Source organism: Streptomyces sp. BE20, assembly GCF_036322525.1.
GTDB lineage: Bacteria > Actinomycetota > Actinomycetes > Streptomycetales > Streptomycetaceae > Kitasatospora.
Map to the genome: position 1 here is coordinate 1 of NZ_JAQYWW010000497.1, position 14,538 is coordinate 14,538.

Annotated in this window: 14 protein-coding genes; 7 read left to right on the plus strand and 7 right to left on the minus strand. The window is 74.7% G+C overall.

The genetic code is table 11. The annotated features are described in order from the left end of the window. On the minus strand, positions 1 to 1,032 hold a 1,032-nt coding region (locus PUR61_RS06830; RefSeq protein ID WP_329876693.1), incomplete at its 3' end, for a GuaB1 family IMP dehydrogenase-related protein. Between the two features lie 302 nt (positions 1,033 to 1,334). Between PUR61_RS06830 and PUR61_RS06835 the strand changes: the two genes are divergently transcribed. Together PUR61_RS06835 and PUR61_RS06840 are read left to right on the plus strand one after the other, a co-directional pair. Then, positions 1,335 to 2,840 carry an SDR family NAD(P)-dependent oxidoreductase gene (locus PUR61_RS06835; protein WP_329876695.1) on the plus strand — a complete coding sequence of 502 codons (1,506 nt, stop codon included), beginning with the start codon at positions 1,335 to 1,337 and terminating at the stop codon, positions 2,838 to 2,840. A gap of 47 nt (positions 2,841 to 2,887) precedes the next feature. Continuing rightward, positions 2,888 to 3,343, plus strand: a complete 456-nt coding sequence (locus tag PUR61_RS06840; protein ID WP_329876697.1) for a nucleotide triphosphate diphosphatase NUDT15 — start codon at positions 2,888 to 2,890, stop codon at positions 3,341 to 3,343. Positions 3,344 to 3,406: 63 nt separating this feature from the next. Here PUR61_RS06840 and PUR61_RS06845 read toward each other — a convergent pair whose 3' ends face one another. The 3 genes from PUR61_RS06845 to PUR61_RS06855 are packed head-to-tail and all read right to left on the minus strand — an operon-like array spanning position 3,407 to position 6,866. Beyond that, positions 3,407 to 5,638 carry an ABC transporter permease gene (locus PUR61_RS06845; protein ID WP_329876699.1) on the minus strand — a complete coding sequence of 744 codons (2,232 nt, stop codon included), beginning with the start codon at positions 5,636 to 5,638 and terminating at the stop codon, positions 3,407 to 3,409. Next, positions 5,635 to 6,345 (minus strand): ABC transporter ATP-binding protein, encoded by a 711-nt coding sequence (locus PUR61_RS06850; RefSeq protein ID WP_329876701.1) that lies wholly within the window; start codon positions 6,343 to 6,345, stop codon positions 5,635 to 5,637. Before PUR61_RS06850 ends, PUR61_RS06845 begins: the two co-directional genes overlap by 4 nt. Beyond that, entirely contained in the window at positions 6,342 to 6,866 is a 525-nt protein-coding gene (locus PUR61_RS06855; RefSeq protein ID WP_329876703.1) for a PadR family transcriptional regulator, read from the minus strand. Before PUR61_RS06855 ends, PUR61_RS06850 begins: the two co-directional genes overlap by 4 nt. A gap of 505 nt (positions 6,867 to 7,371) precedes the next feature. Here PUR61_RS06855 and PUR61_RS06860 point away from each other — a divergent pair. The 4 genes from PUR61_RS06860 to PUR61_RS06875 all read left to right on the plus strand — a co-directional run bounded on the left by PUR61_RS06860 (position 7,372) and on the right by PUR61_RS06875 (position 9,423). After that, complete coding sequence (locus tag PUR61_RS06860; protein ID WP_329876705.1) at positions 7,372 to 7,809, plus strand: hypothetical protein; 438 nt, start codon at positions 7,372 to 7,374, stop codon at positions 7,807 to 7,809. A 188-nt stretch (positions 7,810 to 7,997) separates the two neighbouring features. Beyond that, a complete protein-coding gene (locus tag PUR61_RS06865) occupies positions 7,998 to 8,663 on the plus strand; it encodes an Rv1733c family protein (protein ID WP_329876707.1) in 666 nt (221 codons plus the stop codon). Positions 8,664 to 8,671: 8 nt separating this feature from the next. Continuing rightward, complete coding sequence (locus PUR61_RS06870) at positions 8,672 to 9,196, plus strand: GNAT family N-acetyltransferase (protein ID WP_329876709.1); 525 nt, start codon at positions 8,672 to 8,674, stop codon at positions 9,194 to 9,196. Next, positions 9,193 to 9,423: a hypothetical protein gene (locus PUR61_RS06875; RefSeq protein ID WP_329876711.1), complete on the plus strand. Its 231-nt coding sequence runs from the start codon at positions 9,193 to 9,195 to the stop codon at positions 9,421 to 9,423. Before PUR61_RS06870 ends, PUR61_RS06875 begins: the two co-directional genes overlap by 4 nt. A gap of 87 nt (positions 9,424 to 9,510) precedes the next feature. Here PUR61_RS06875 and PUR61_RS06880 read toward each other — a convergent pair whose 3' ends face one another. The 3 genes from PUR61_RS06880 to PUR61_RS06890 form a co-directional block, all read right to left on the minus strand. Further along, a complete protein-coding gene (locus PUR61_RS06880; RefSeq protein ID WP_329876713.1) occupies positions 9,511 to 10,191 on the minus strand; it encodes a YoaK family protein in 681 nt (226 codons plus the stop codon). Between the two features lie 318 nt (positions 10,192 to 10,509). Then, positions 10,510 to 12,342, minus strand: coding sequence for an asparagine synthase (glutamine-hydrolyzing) (gene asnB, locus PUR61_RS06885; protein WP_329876715.1), 1,833 nt, complete (start codon positions 12,340 to 12,342; stop codon positions 10,510 to 10,512). 227 nt (positions 12,343 to 12,569) lie between these two features. Further along, entirely contained in the window at positions 12,570 to 13,367 is a 798-nt protein-coding gene (locus PUR61_RS06890; protein WP_329876717.1) for a DUF2785 domain-containing protein, read from the minus strand. A 233-nt stretch (positions 13,368 to 13,600) separates the two neighbouring features. Here PUR61_RS06890 and PUR61_RS06895 point away from each other — a divergent pair, with 233 nt between their 5' ends. Beyond that, positions 13,601 to 14,536: a TIGR01777 family oxidoreductase gene (locus tag PUR61_RS06895; RefSeq protein WP_329876719.1), complete on the plus strand. Its 936-nt coding sequence runs from the start codon at positions 13,601 to 13,603 to the stop codon at positions 14,534 to 14,536. Positions 14,537 to 14,538: the final 2 nt, after the last annotated feature.

Genomic DNA, 14,538 nt, shown 5'->3' on the forward strand with positions numbered 1-14,538 from the left:
GACGTCGCGCGGGTGGCGGACGCCGCCGTCGGCCCAGACGTGCTTGCCGAGCCGGCGCGCCTCGGCGGCGCACTCCAGGACGGCGGAGAACTGCGGACGGCCCACGCCGGTCATCATCCGGGTGGTGCACATCGCGCCCGGCCCGACCCCGACCTTCAGGATGTCGGCGCCCGCCTCGACGAGGTCGCGGACACCGACCGCCGAGACGACGTTGCCGGCCACGATCGGGACCTGCGGGTCCAGGCCGCGGACGGCCCGCAGCGCGCTGATCATCGACTCCTGGTGGCCGTGTGCGGTGTCGACGACCAGGGTGTCGGCGCCGGCCTCCAGGAGGGCCTTGGCCTTGCCCGCGACATCGCCGTTGATGCCGACGGTGGCGGCGACCCGCAGGTTGCCGGCGGCGTCGACGGCCGGGGTGTAGAGGGTGGCGCGCAGCGCGTTCTTGCGGGTCAGGATGCCGACCAGGCGGCCCTCGGCGTCGACGACGGGGGCGAGCCTGCGGTGGGCCTCGCTGAGCCTGTCGAAGGCGGCACGCGGGTCGATGCCCTCGTCCAGGAGGAGCAGCTCGCGGGACATCACGTCGACGAGCGAGGTGAAGCGGTCGACGCCCTGGCAGTCGGAGTCGGTGACGACGCCGACCGGCCGGCCGTCCTCGACGACCACGAGCGCGCCGTGGGCGCGCTTGGGCAGCAGCGAGAGGGCCTCGGCGACGGTGGCGCCGGGGCCGAGCGTGAGGGCGGTGTCGTGCACCAGGTGGCGGCGCTTGACCCAGCCGATGACGTCGGCGATCACCTCGGTCGGGATGTCCTGCGGGATGGCGACCAGGCCGCCGCGGCGGGCGACGGTCTCGGCCATCCGGCGGCCGGCGATGGCGGTCATGTTGGCGACCACCAGCGGGACGGTCGTGCCGGTGCCGTCGTTCGAGGAGAGGTCGACACCCTGTCGGGAGCCCACTGCGGAGCGGCTGGGGACCATGAAGACGTCGTCGTACGTCAGGTCGTACGACGGCGTGAGGTCGTTCAGGAAGCGCATGAAACGGGGCTCTCTGGCTGGGAGAAATGACACCTCGGGTGCGGGTGCGGCACAGCCGCAGGGCGCACTCGGGCGCCCCTGCACCCAACGTTCGATTCTCCGGCACCCCGCGGTCAAAAGCCAGTTCGACCCCGTTTGCTGGTGCACCGCACAAGCCGTGATCACTGAACGGGGACCCCGCTTGGAGGTTCCTCCAAGGTTCCCGGGTTTCGCCCCGGCCGGGGCCGCTCCCGTAGCATTCACGCGGTAACGGCGGTGGCGAACAGCAACGGCGAACTGCAACCAGGGAAGCGGCAACAGGCATGACGGCGGGCGTGGGCATCGAGCAGGACAACGGCACCGGGACCGCCGAGGAGATCGACTACGGCCCCGGCCTCGACCCGGAGCGGCTGAAGCTCTGCCTGGACGTCATCGCCGAACTGGACCGGATGCACGTCGACCACCCGGACGCGATCACCGTCCGCCAGGCCGTCGGCGGCATATTCCGCACGCTCAAGCAGCGCCGCCGGCAGGAGACCCGGGCCCGGAAGACCGCCAACGACCGCGAGGTCACCGCGAAGACCGCGACCGGCGCACCGACCCGGATCGACGACGAGACCGCCGGCGCCTTCGGCCTGACCACCGTCACCACCAACGAGATCGCCGGCATCCTGGAGCGCCCCCGCTCCTGCTACATCTGCAAGCAGCGGTACACCGAGGTCGACGCGTTCTACCACAACCTCTGCCAGGACTGCGCCGTCAAGAACCGGTCCCGCCGCGACGCCCGCGCCGACCTCACCGGCAAGCGCGCGCTGCTCACCGGCGGCCGGGCCAAGATCGGGATGTACATCGCGCTGATGCTGCTGCGCGACGGCGCGCACACCACGATCACCACGCGCTTCCCGAACGACGCCATCCGCCGGTTCACGGCGATGCCGGACAGCGCCGACTGGCTGCACCGGCTCAAGGTCGTCGGCATCGACCTGCGCGACCCGGCCCAGGTCATGGCGCTGGCCGACGAGGTCGCCGCCGACGGCCCGCTCGACATCCTGATCAACAACGCCGCGCAGACGGTCCGCCGCCCGCCGGAGTCCTACCGCGAGCTGCTCGCCGCCGAGTCGGCTCCGCTGCCGGCCGGCATGCTGCCGCAGTCCACCACGATCGGCCGCTTCGGCAGCGGCAGCGTCGACCTGCCGGCCCTGCCGCACCAGGCCGGCGGCGGGGGCGAGCGGATCTCCGCCGAGGACGTCACCTCGCTCGCCCTGCTCACCGGTTCGGCGACGCCCGAGCGGATCCGGGCGGGCACGGCGATCGACGCCGGCGGCCTGGTCCCCGACCTCGCGGACACCAACAGCTGGGTGCAGACCGTCAGCGAGGTCGGCCCGGTCGAGCTGCTGGAGGTGCAGCTCTGCAACTCCACCGCGCCGTTCATCCTGATCAGCCGGCTCCGCCCGGCGATGGCCGCCTCGCCGTCCCGGCGCAAGTACGTGGTCAACGTCTCCGCGATGGAGGGCGTGTTCCAGCGCGGCTACAAGGGCGCCGGCCACCCGCACACCAACATGGCCAAGGCCGCGCTGAACATGCTCACCCGCACCAGCGCGCAGGAGATGTTCCAGAACGACGGCATCCTGATGACCGCCGTCGACACCGGCTGGATCACCGACGAGCGCCCGCACCCGGACAAGATGCGGCTCGCCGAGGAGGGCTTCCACGCCCCGCTCGACCTGGTCGACGGCGCGGCCCGGGTCTACGACCCGATCGTGCGCGGCGAGCAGGGCGAGGACCTGTACGGCGTCTTCCTGAAGGACTTCGACCGCTCCGCCTGGTGACGCCCGCGGGCCCACCCTCCGGCAGCACCCACGGGGAGGAACAGCAGTTGACGACCGCACCGATGCTCGGGGCCGGGGTGATCGTGCCCACCGGGGACGGCCGGGTGCTGCTCGGCCGGCGGACCACCGCCGGCGAGCCGCCCACCTGGAGCCTGCCCGGCGGCAAGGTCGACGGCGGCGAGTCCTTCGAGCAGACCGCGGCGCGCGAACTCGCCGAGGAGACCGGGATCGTGCTGCCCGCCGAGGAGATGCGGGTGCTCGCCGTCCTGCTCGACCACGAGCTGGGCCGCCCCCGGGTGACCGCGGCCGTGCTCGCCCCGCCGAGCCTGGCCGACGCCGTGGTCACCGAGCCGCACGCCTGCGGCGGCTGGGAGCGGTTCCCGCTGGACGCGCTGCCTGGCCCGATGTTCTACCCGTCCGCGCTGGTCCTCGGCAGCTGGCGCCCGGAGCTGGGCGACGTCCGGCGGGCCGGGACGCACGCGTACCCCGTCCCCGGCCGGTGACCTGACACGGGGACGGGGTACGGGCGCGAAGGGCCCGGGTGCGGGCGCCGCGGTCCGGGGCGGTCAGCCGTTGCGGGCCGCCTCCGGGCCGGTGATCCGCTTCAGCAGGGGCAGCGTCGAGGCGATGATCCCGAGCGAGGCCGCGAGCCCCAGCACGACGAGGACGAAGTACACCGCTCCCGGGGAGACCAGGTCGTACCCCATCTGCGACTTGAGGAACATCGCCGCCGCGCCGAAGCCCGTCCCCGTGGAGACCGCGGCGACCACCAGCAGCGGCAGCGCGCTCTCCAGACCGACCACCCGCTGCAACAGCCCCAGCGGCGCACCGGTGAGCCGGAGCATCGCGAACGGCCGGCGCCGGTCGGAGAGCCCCGCCACCACGCTGACCGCCAGGCTGCACCCGGCGATCGGCAGGGTGGTGAGCAGCACCACGTCCGCGAGCTGGCGCCAGCCGGCCAGTTGCTGCTGCTGGCTGGAGCCCCAGTCGTCGACCATCCGCGCGACCTGGTCCGGGAAGGCCCGGGACAGCAGGGTGCGGACCTGCTCCATGGCCGCCTTCGAGCCGTCGGTCGTCACGTAGAGCGCGTTGACGGGCAGTTTCGCGACCTCCTCCACGGAGAGCGGCACGGTCGGCCACTGCGTCCCCGTCCGGGACCGCAGGTCGAGGAGGCCGTGGTGCGGGACGGCGGCCACACCCGCGCCGGCCGCGCAGTGGCCCACCACCGGGGTGGTGGCGAGTTCCGAACAGAGGGTCAGGACGGGCTCCCAGCCGCGCGGGTCCTCCGGGTCCCGGCCCACGCCGTCGGGGTTGGCGTGCGCCACGACGAGCCCCTTGAAGCCCGGGACGGCGCGCAGTCCGGCCAGCACCCGGTCCGGGACGGCGGCGGTCATCGGCGGCCCGTCGTCCATCACGCCGTGCTCCACCGCGACCCGGGTCCCCGGGTCCCCGCTGAGCACACCGCGGTTGGCGTCGATGGTGCCGATGATGGCGACGGTCGCCGTGGTCACGAAGAGGGCCAGCACCAGGCCGGCGACCGAGCGGAACCCGGCCCTCGGATCGTCCGCGAGCCGCCGCACGGCGATCAGGGTGGCCGGGCGGCTCGTCCGGACGGCGACCAGCCGGGCGGCGGCCATGGTCAGCCAGGGTCCGGCGACCACCAGTCCGAGCATGATCACCAGGAAGCCGGTCAGGTAGGCGGCGGTCTGCCCGTCGGTCGACTGCGGGCGGCGGCCGACGAACCAGCCGAGTTCGGCGAGTCCCGCGACCAGCGGCACGACCCGCCAGGCCGTCGGCGGCTTCGGGGTGACGCGGCGGGAGACGCCGAGCGGGGAGACGGTGACCCGGCGCAGCGCCAGCCGGGCGGCGGCCGCCGCGACCAGTGGGACGCCCAGCAGGACGGCCATCACCTGGACGGGCGTGAGCAGGAGGTCGTCGAGGAAGAAGCGCCGACCGGTGAACGGGACGGTCGCCACCAGCGGGCGCAGCAGCAGGTAGGCGGCGAAGCCGAGCACCGTTCCGGCGGCCGCGGCGACGGCGGACTCGACGGTCGAGATCACGGTGATCTGGCGCGGGGTCGCGCCGACCAGGCGCATCGCGGCGTAGCGCTGCTCCCGGGTCGCCGCGGAGAGCCGGGTCGCGGTGCCGATGAAGACCAGCACGGGGAAGAGCAGCGCCCCCGCGACGACGGAGAGGATGAGCGTCATGGCGTCGCCGCGCACGCCCGCGCCCGGGCATTCGTTGCCGTCGCAGCCGGCCGGCAGGGCGGTGGCGACGGTGGTGAACTGCCGGGCGCCCGGCCGGGCGGCGAGCTCCTCCGGGCTCCGGCCGACCAGGACGAGCAGCGAGTCCGGGGACGGCAGGGCCGCGGCGCCGATCTCCCCGGCGAGCCGGCCCGGGAAGCGGTCGCCCAGCTGCACGGCCGGGGTCTCGCGGATCCGCTTCGCCAGGGCCGGCGAGGCGTAGTACTCGCCGGCCTTCGGGAGCGCCGGAACCCCCGGCGGGACGGGCGAGGTCGGGCCGGTGGCGGCGACCTCGACGTGGAGGAGTTCCTCGCCGTCGTAGTACTCGGCGCTGTGGCGCCACCGGAGCGGGTCGACGGGCGCCGTCTCGTTCCGGCTCGCGGCCGCGGAGTTGAGCCAGAGCGCGCGGTCGTTGGACCTCTCGACGGCGTTGATGCTCGCCAGCGTCGAGAGGAGCAGTCCGACGCCGATCGCCACCGCGGCGGTGATCGTCAGCAGTCGGACGGCGGCGGCACGGCCGCCGCCGACGGCGAGCCGGAGGGCGAAGGCGATCACGAGGCGGCCCGCCCTGCGGCGACGCCCGGCGCCGGGCCGGAGGAGAGGGTCCTGGCCCGGCCGTCGCGGACGACCACCTCGCGGTCGGCGTAGGCGGCGACCCGGGCCTCATGGGTGACCAGGACCACGGTGGTGCCCTGCGAGCGGGCGGCGTCGACCATCAACTCCATCACCTGCTCACCGGTGAGCGAGTCCAGCGCGCCGGTCGGCTCGTCGGCGAAGAGCACCTGCGGACGGGTCACCAGGCCGCGGGCGAGGGCCACCCGCTGGGCCTGACCACCCGACAGCTCGCCGGACCGGCGGCGCTCCATGCCGTCCAGGCCGAGCCGGGCGAACCACGGACGGGCCTCCGCGAGCGCGGCGGCCCGGCGGACGCCGTTGAGCAGCAGCGGCAGGGCGACGTTCTCCTCGGCGGTCAGTTCGGGGACGAGCTGGCCGAACTGGAAGACGAAGCCGAAGCGGTCCCGCCGTAAGGCGCTGCGCCGGGCCTCGTTCATGGTGTCCATGCGCTGCCCGTCGAAGTGCACCTCGCCCGCGTCGGGCACCAGGATGCCGGCCAGGCAGTGCAGCAGGGTGGACTTGCCGGAGCCGCTCGGGCCCATCACGGCCAGCACCTCGCCGGCCTCGACCGACAGGTCGGCGCCGCGCAGGGCGGGGGTCTCGCCGAAGGCCAGCTCGACGGAACGGGCTTCGATCAGCGGGCTCATGCGCGTACCTCCGCGGCGAGGGCGCCCAGGCGGGCGGTGGTCAGGTCGATCCACCGGAGGTCCGCCTCCAGGTGGAAGAGGCCGTGGTCGGCGAGCAGGCCGTCGATCAGCGGGCCGGTCCGGCGCAGTTCGGTCAGTTCGCGCATCCGGCGCAGGTGGGCGGCGCGCTGGGTGTCGAGGTACTCCTCGGCGTCGCGGCCGAGCATCAGGGCGAGGACGACCTTGGTGAACAGCACCGACTGCAGGGTGGGTTCGGGGGCGACCGGCTCGGTGAGCCAGTGCTCGAACTCGGTCACCCCCGCGTCGGTGATGACGTAGCGCTTGCGCTCGGGGCCGTCGCCGGGCTCGGCCTCGCCGGCCACGACCTTGCCGTCCCGCGCCAACCGGCCGAGCGTGGCATAGACCTGACCGTACGGCAGGGGCTTGCCGCGCCCGAAGAAGGCGTCGTAGTCGCGCTTGAGGTCGTAGCCGTGGCTCGGTTCCCGCTCCAGCAGCCCGAGAAGGGTCAAAGGAACACTCATGGGGTGACCATACACCCGACGTATACTCTGAGTGTATAGCTGGGGAGAATACGGCGCCGAGCTGGGAGAACGCCTCACGAGGCGGAGGTTCCGGTGGCAGGTCGGCTTCGACGGCAGACGTGAGCGGAGGGCGGCCCCACACCGCCCTCCGCTCCGCACGGCGGCCCGGCGAGCCCCCACAGCGGGCCGGACCTCCGCGTCCCGGCACGACGAGGACGCGGTCACCGACAGCCTGCCCCCTCGCCCCCGCCCCGGCCGAGGGCCGAACGTCCCGGTCCTGCACGCTCTCCCGGCCGACGCCGGGGCCGACACCGGGCCGGGGCTCCGGTCCCGCGGCCCGGGGCGGCGTTCGGGGCGGCGTTCGGGGCGGCGTTCAGGACGGCGCCCGGGGCGGCCTGACGGAGGCCCAGAACCGATCGGGGACGGCGGACCGTCCTCCCGGGGAGAAACGGGGGACGGCTCCCGCCCCCACCGGGCCGGAACCGGGGGGACGGGGGTGGCGCGGATGGCACCGGAGGGCCGGGACGGAACCGGACGGCACGGCGAGGGCGTTCCGCCGGTCAAGGCGGGCGCGGACGGGGAGCGCGAGAAGCAGGCGGACGGGGTGGACGGGGTGGACCGGGTGGACCGGGTGGACGGGGTGGACGGGGTGGGCCGGGTGGCCCTCGCGCTCCTCGGGGGCCTGCTCGTCGCCGGCAACCTGCTGACGGCCTGGCTCCTGCTGAAGTCCTTCCTCGTCCGGCCGCCCGACGGGCACTGGGACCAGGAGAGCGTCACGGCCGCCGGGGTTCCCGCGATGTGCGCCCACATCGGCTCCTGGCTCACCGACTGGGGCACCGCGCACCTCGTCCGGTGGGGTCTGCTGCGCCCGTGGTGGTACGCGGTGCCGATCGCCGTCGGGGTGGTCTCGCTGGTACGGATGCTGATGCTCACGGGGAGGTGACCCGACCACCCCGGGGCCGGGGCGGGCGGGGAGCGGAGGCAGCGGCCGAGGGACACCCGCGGGCGACGGACGAGCGGGCAGGTCCCCGGGCCGGGTGGGGCCGCACGGCTCTTGTGCACGGGGGCCGGAGCTGGAAAATGGTTCCGACGGGGGCCGAACAGCGCCAACAGCCGTGAGGAGCACGCATCGTGTCCACCACACCCCGCCCGGCCCGGCCCGTGTCGCCGCCGCGGCGGGTGGGCCGTCAGCTGCGTCGGGCCCTCGGCCGCTCGGCGGACCCCCGCGAACCGCTCATCCGCCCCGTCGACCGGGCCCGCAGCCGGGCCTGGCTCGCCGCCACGCTCGCCCTCGCCCTCGGAGTGGCCGGTGTCGTCGCCGCCGCCCTGGTCGGCTACCGCACCGCCGCAGGCACCGCCCAGACCGAACGCGGCCGGCTGCACCGGGTCGAGGCCGCGGTGCTCGGCAAGGCCGTGCCGGAGCCGCCGGCGGACAGCCGATGGGCCGGCGGCTACGAGAACCGGGTGGAGGTCTCGACCGCCTGGGCGGCTCCGGACGGCCGCCTGCACACCGGCACCGTCGAACTGCCGCGCACCACCCTGACCAGGCCCACCGTTACCCTCTGGGTGGACGACGCCGGCGAGCCCGCCAGGGCACCGGACACCCGGATCGGCCTCACCGTCGCCGCCGTCTGCACCGGCCTGGCCGGCTCCACCACCCTGGCCACGCTGATCGGTGTCGCGCTCGCCCTGCGACTGCGCGCGCTCGCCCGGCGGGCCGACCGCGACTGGCAGCGGTCCTGGGCCCGTTGGGAACCCCGTTGGAGCGGCCGGGCCAACCAGCCGCAGGAGGACTGAGGAGCACCGTGTTCGTCACCGACCGTCTGACCGCCCGGCTCTGGACCGGCGCCGACACCGACCGCGCGTTCGACCTGTACTCCCGCTGGGAGGTCGCGCGCTGGCTCGGCGCCACCCCGCGGGCGCTGGAGTCCCCCGACGAGGCGCCCGCGCTGATCGACCGGCTGCGGGCCCGCTCCACCGACCCCCGCTACGGCGCGTGGGCCCTGGAGCGGCGGGACACCGGCCTGGTCGTCGGCACGGTCCTGCTCGCCCCGCTGCCCGACGGTGGCGGCGAGGTCGAGGTCGGCTGGCACCTCCACCCCGACTCCTGGGGCCACGGCTACGCCACCGAGGCCGCCCGCGCCGCCCTGGCCAAGGGCTTCGCCGACGGCCTCCGCGCGATCCACGCCGTCGTCCGGCCCGGCAACGACCGCTCGGCCGCCGTGTGCCGACGCCTCGGCATGACGCCCCAGGGCCGCACCGACCGCTGGTACGGGGCGGAGCTGGACGCCTTCCTGGCTGTCCCGGACGCGGCGGAGCCACCGCGGTGACCGGTTCGCGCGCGACCGGCCTGCGGTCGGCCGGTCAGCGGCGGCCGGTGGTCGAGTCGGACGCCGGACTCGTGGAGTGGGGCCGCGCGTTCGCGGAGCTGTCCCACCGCACGGTCGAGGACGTGGTCGGCTCGCTGCCGGCGGCCGAGCGCTCCCGCATCGAGGCGCACCGGACCAGCGACCCGGGTGACCCGAGCGGCACGGACCGAACGGACGACGCGGACTGAACGGACGACGCGGACTGAACGGACGGGGCCGACGGGACGGGCGGTGCGGGCGGCGTCCACCGTGCGGCGGCGCAGGCGGAACGTCCGTCAGGGGGCGGCGCCCCCGGGCCGGGTCCACGGCGGGGTGAGGCGGCCGGCCCGGTGGGTGGCGGCGGCGACCGCGAGGACGAGGACGAGAGCCGCCGCGAGCGCCGCCGGGACGCCGGGCCCGAGGACGAGGGCGGACCCGGCGAGCGCTCCGGCGAACATCCAGCCGGCGGAGGCCAGACGGCGGGCCCCGGCGCGGTCCGCGGCCAGGGCGGTCAGCGTCATGGTCAGCACGGTGGTGGTCAGGTCGGGGACCTTCAGCGCCCGGACGACGGCGTTCTGCAGGCCCATCGCGAAGCCCAGCACGCCGATCAGGGTGTAGCGGACCGGGTCGTGGGTGTGGCCGAACACGGCCGCCCCCACGGTGCAGCCGGCCAGCAGCACCGCCTGCACGGTGACGGTGGTGACCAGCAGCCGGCCTCGGTGGTCCGGCCGGTGTTCGGCGAGACGGCCGCCCGACACCGCACCGGCCAGGAAGGCGGCGAGCGCCGCGAGCGAGGCAGAGGCCGAGAGCCCGGGCGCACCGACCAGTGCGAAGCCGAGGAAGACCACGTTGCCGGTCATGTTGGCGACGAAGACGTGGCCGAGGGCGAGGTAGCTCACCGCGTCGACCAGTCCGGTGACCACGGTGAGCGCCAGCAGCATCGCCACCAGCGGGCCGTGGCGGGGATCGTCAGGCATCCGCGTCCTCCTCGGAACGACCCGGCCCGCCTTCGGTGGGCCCCGGCCCGGCCTCGGTGTGCGCTCCGGGCGTCCGGGACCTCCGGCGGTCCCGTCCGTTCTACGCCCGACCGGTCTCCGGAGCGGGCCGACCCGGCCGGAGCAATTGAATCTACATCTCTGTAGAGGACTTGCCGAACCCGGGGCGGTTGGGTGGCGCGGTTGCGTGGGGCGAAGACGCGCGGGGCGCGCAAGCCGGGGCGCGCGGGCCGGGCGCGCAACGAGGAGCGCCCGCCCCCGGGTGCGGCGGGGGCGGGCGCTCGGCTCTCGGGCGGGCACTCAGACGGCGAGCGCCGGGCGGTGGTGGTCGAGCCAGAGGGCCAGGTCCACGACCCGCTCCAGGCGGAGCCGGTGGCCCCACTCCAGCTGGTCCGCCGGGGTGTCCAGACTGCTCTTGATGACCGTCTCGTCGGCGATGTCCCGCACGTGCGGCGCGTCCAGTGCCTCGCGCGCGAGCCGCTGGAGGCCGCTGTTGTAGTCGGCGTGGTGGGTGGCCGGGTAGTGGTTCTTCGGCCGCCAGAGCACCGAGTCCGGGGCGATGCCCTGCCCGGTCGCGCGCAGCAGGCTCTTCTCCCGACCGTCGTAGCTCTTCATCGCCCAGGGGGTGTTGAACGCGTACTCGACCAGGCGGTGGTCGCAGTAGGGCACCCGCACCTCCAGGCTCTGGGCCATCGAGAGGCGGTCCTTGCGGTGCAGCAGCTGGCGCAGCCAGCGGGTCAGCGAGAGGTGCTGCATCTCGCGCTGGCGGTGCTCGGTCGGGGTCTCGCCGTCGACGTGCGGGACGGCGGCGAGCGCGGCGCTGTAGGTGTCGTCGCGGAACTCGCCGATGCGCAGGTGCGCGGCGAGGTCCGGGTTGATCGGCATGGCCGCCTCGTCGCCGGTGACGAGCAGCCAGGGGAAGGTCTGCGCGGCGAGCGCCTTGGGGTTGTGGAACCACGGGTAGCCGCCGAACACCTCGTCCGCCGCCTCCCCGGAGAGGGCGACCGTGGAGTGCTTGCGGATCTCGCCGAACAGCAGGTACAGCGAGGTGTCCATGTCGCCGACGCCTATCGGCGAGTCCCGGGAGATCACCACGGCCCGGCGGTGCTCCAGGTCCAGCAGGGTGCGCGGGTCGAGCACGACGGTCGAGTGGTCGCTGCCTATGAAGGCTCCGGCCTCGGCCGCGAACGGGGTGTCGTGCCCGGTGCGCAGCACGTCGCCGGTGAATTCCTCGGCCTGGTCGCTGTAGTCGACGGCGTAGGAGCGCAGCTTGGCCTGCGGGCCCTCCTGGAGCCGGAGTTCGTCGGCGACCAGGGCGGTGACGATGGTGGAGTCGAGTCCGCCGGAGAGCAGGCTGCAGAGCGGGACGTCCGCCTCCAGCTGGGCCCGGGCGGCACGGTTGACCAGCGACCCGATCTGCTCCAGGGTGACGTCGAGGTCGTCGGTGTGCGGACGGGCGGTCAGCTCCCAGTAACGGCGCTCGCGGACGCCCCCGCGGTCGAGGACGAGCAGGCCGCCGGGGTGGACCTCGCGGACGCCGGCCCAGACCGTGGGGCCGGTGTTGAAGAGCAGGCTGTACGCCTCCCGCAGGCCGTCGGCGTCCACGGTGGGCGTGACGTCGGGGTGGGCGAAGAGCGCCTTGGGCTCGGAGCCGAAGACCAGACCGCCGTCGACCTCGGCCCAGAACAGCGGCTTGACGCCGAGGCGGTCGCGGACGAGCAGCAGGCGCTGGTTGCGCTCGTCCCAGATGCCGAAGGCGTACATGCCCTCCAGCCGGTCGACCAGGGCGTCGCCCCACTCCTGGTAGGCGCGGAGGACCACCTCGGTGTCGCTGCGGGTCTCGAAGCGGTGACCCTTGGCGGTCAGCTCGGCCCGCAGCTGGTGGTGGTTGTAGACCTCGCCGCTGTAGGTGAGGACGACACCCGGCTCGTCCCGGCGGTCGACCATGGGCTGCGCACCGCCCTGGATGTCGATCACGGCGAGGCGGCGGTGACCGAGAGCGGCGTGACGACCGAGCCAGACGCCGCCGGCGTCGGGGCCGCGCAGGGCCATGGTGGCGGTCATCGCCTCGATGACGGGGGCGCTGTGGCGGACGTCCTGATGAAAGGACACCCAGCCGGTGATTCCGCACATGCGCGAGCACTCCTTGGACGGGCAGACGAACGGACGGGCAGGACGGGCACGGGCGACCGCGCCGAGGTCCGGTCCACCAGTCGGGCGGGGAGCAGCCGCAGTTCCACGAAATCGGACACATTTCCGGCCAACGCTCGGATGCCCGGTCCGGACGGCCGATCCGGATGCCCGGCCCGGTTGCTCCTCCGGCCGCCGGGCCGGCCGGAGGAGCAACCGGGGAGCGGGCCTCAGACCGGGCCCAGCGCCCGCAGCAGCGTGTCCGTGACGGCGGGGCCGTGGGCCAGCGGCAGCAGCGGCGTGCCCGGGCCCGCCGCCCGCACCCCGGTCCGGGCGAGGACGAGCAGCGCCCGCAGGGTCCGCGCGCAGTTGGACACCCAGGCCGGGGCCGGGCCCCGCCGGTGGTCCGCGAGGGCGGCGGCCGACCGCTCGACCCAGTCGACGCACTCCTTCTCGGTCAGCTCCGGCCTGGTGAGGGTGCGCGCGACGCCGGTCGCCGTCCGCTCGTCCTCGCGCTGGCCGAACAGGTGGTCGGTACGGGCCAGCAGCCGGGCCGCGGCGAGGTCGAGCACCGGCCCGGGGGCGACGGCGGGGTGCCGGCCGAACGTGCCGAGCAGGTCGGCGCCGTGCGCGGCCGCGTGCAGCCAGCCGAGTTCGGGGTGGTGGCCGCGCAGGTCGGTCTCGGCCGGGTACCAGCGGGCGAAGGCCCCGAACCAGGCCGGGTCGTGGTCCCCCCGGGAGACGATCATGTCGAGGACGAGGGCGGCGAAGCTCCGCGCCTCGATCGCCGGGTCGCCGAACCGCGCCGCCATCCGGTGCCCGAGGGCGGTCCGCAGCTCACCGGCCACTACGTCGCGTTCGATCCAGGTGCCGAGGACCGCGTACGGGTCACCGTCCCTGACCAGCGGGTCGGGGTCGGCCAGGGCCGCGGCGAGTTCGTCGACGAGGGCGTCCAGCGGGCGGCCGGCCGGGACGGCGAAGTCACGGGCACAGACCTCCGACCAGTCGGTGGCGGTGGGGGCGGACATCGGAGGCAGGCCCTCTTCTCGGTCGGTGCGGGTCCGGGTGCGGGCCCCGGTGCGGGCCCGGGCGCGAATCCGGGTGCGGGGGTCCGCGCGGGTCGGGTACGCGCCATCCGTATCACCGCGGTGGGCTCGCGGACCATCGATTTTCCCTCGGCCACGGGGCGCGGCGGACACCGTTTTGAACGCGTTCACATATCTCGCTACGCTGGCCGCGAACCACACCGAGGGGGAACTCGATGAAGATCGTCATACCCGGGGGAACCGGGCAGGTCGGACGCATCCTGGACCGGGCGCTGACCGCCGAGGGCCATGAGGTCCTCGTCCTGACCAGGCAGCCCCGGCGCGACCGGGAAATCTACTGGGACGGCCGCACCCTGGGCCGCTGGACCGAGGTGATCGACGGCGCCGACGCCGTCGTCAACCTCGCCGGGCGCAGCGTCAACTGCCGCTACACCGAGCAGAACCAGCGCGACATGATGGACTCGCGGGTGCACTCCACCCGGACCGTCGGCCGGGCCGTCGCCGGCGCCCGGCGCCCGCCCCGGGTCTGGCTCCAGATGAGCACCGCCACCATCTACCCCCACACCTACGGCGCCCCGCACGACGAGGCCGGCCCGCTCGGTGGCGGCGAGCCGGGCGCCCCCCGGTCCTGGGACCGCAGCGTGCAGATCGCCCGCGCCTGGGAGCGCGAGCAGACCGACGCCGCGACGCCCGCGACCCGGCGGGTCGCGCTGCGCTGCGCCATGGTGATGAGCCCCGACCGCGGCGGTGCCTTCGAGCAGCTGGTCAGGCTGGCCCGGACCGGCTTCGGCGGGCCGATCGACGGCGGTACCCAGTACATGTCCTGGATCCACGACCGGGACCTCGTCCGCGCCGTCCGCTTCCTGATCGAGCGTGACGACCTCGAAGGCCCCGTCAACCTGGCGGCGCCCGCCCCGCTGTCGCAGCGGGCCTTCATGCGGGCCCTCCGGCGGGCCAAGGGCGTCCCGATCGGCCTGCCCGCCACCCGCTGGATGGCCGAGGTCGGCGCGTTCGCCCTGCGTTCGGACACCGAACTGCTCCTCAAGAGCCGCGCGGTGGTGCCCGGACGGCTCCTCGACGCGGGGTTCGGCTTCGAACACCCGCACTGGTCGGCGGCGGCCGGGGACCTCGTCCGGCGGATGCGCCGCTGATC